A 474-nucleotide genomic window follows, 5' to 3' on the forward strand; every position below is an offset into this window, starting at 1 on the left:
GTGCTGACCGCGCACCGCAGCGCGGCGGGAGAACGGGCAACTCCGTTCCCCCGCCGCGCTGTTGGCGTCTCCTCGGAGCCGTGCGCAAGTCCCCGGGCGCCGCTCCCCGAGAGGTCCGGCCCGCGCGCCGCCTTCACGGACAACGCACGCTCTCCACCGTGGCGACCGGGATACGATCACGCCCGTGACAGCGCCCGAACCCACCATCGTCGCCACCTCAGGCGGCTTCCGCCCCGGCCGACGTACGCGGGTGCTCTTCGACGCCCTGGTGCACCCCGCGGTCGACCACTCCGGCGGGCACGGCCGACGGCCGCGCGTCCACCCCGTGGGGACGGCGGCGGGCGACGCCGAGATGGTCGCGGCTCGGGTCTCCGAGGCGGCCCGGGTGGCGGGCTACGACCTCACTCCGCTCCAGCTGTTCCCCATGCCCAACGTCGAGGACGTCGAGGCCACGGTGCTCGACCACGACGTGGT

1 pseudogene is annotated in these 474 nt (G+C 74.9%); it reads left to right on the forward strand.

Features of this window, described 5'->3' with window-relative positions:
• Positions 1-184: 184 nt before the first annotated feature.
• Positions 185-474: pseudogene (locus LPA54_RS37590) on the forward strand (peptidase E); the annotation flags it as partial.

The organism is Streptomyces sp. DH12 (genome assembly GCF_020873895.1).
In the GTDB taxonomy this organism is placed as follows: Bacteria; Actinomycetota; Actinomycetes; order Streptomycetales; family Streptomycetaceae; genus Streptomyces.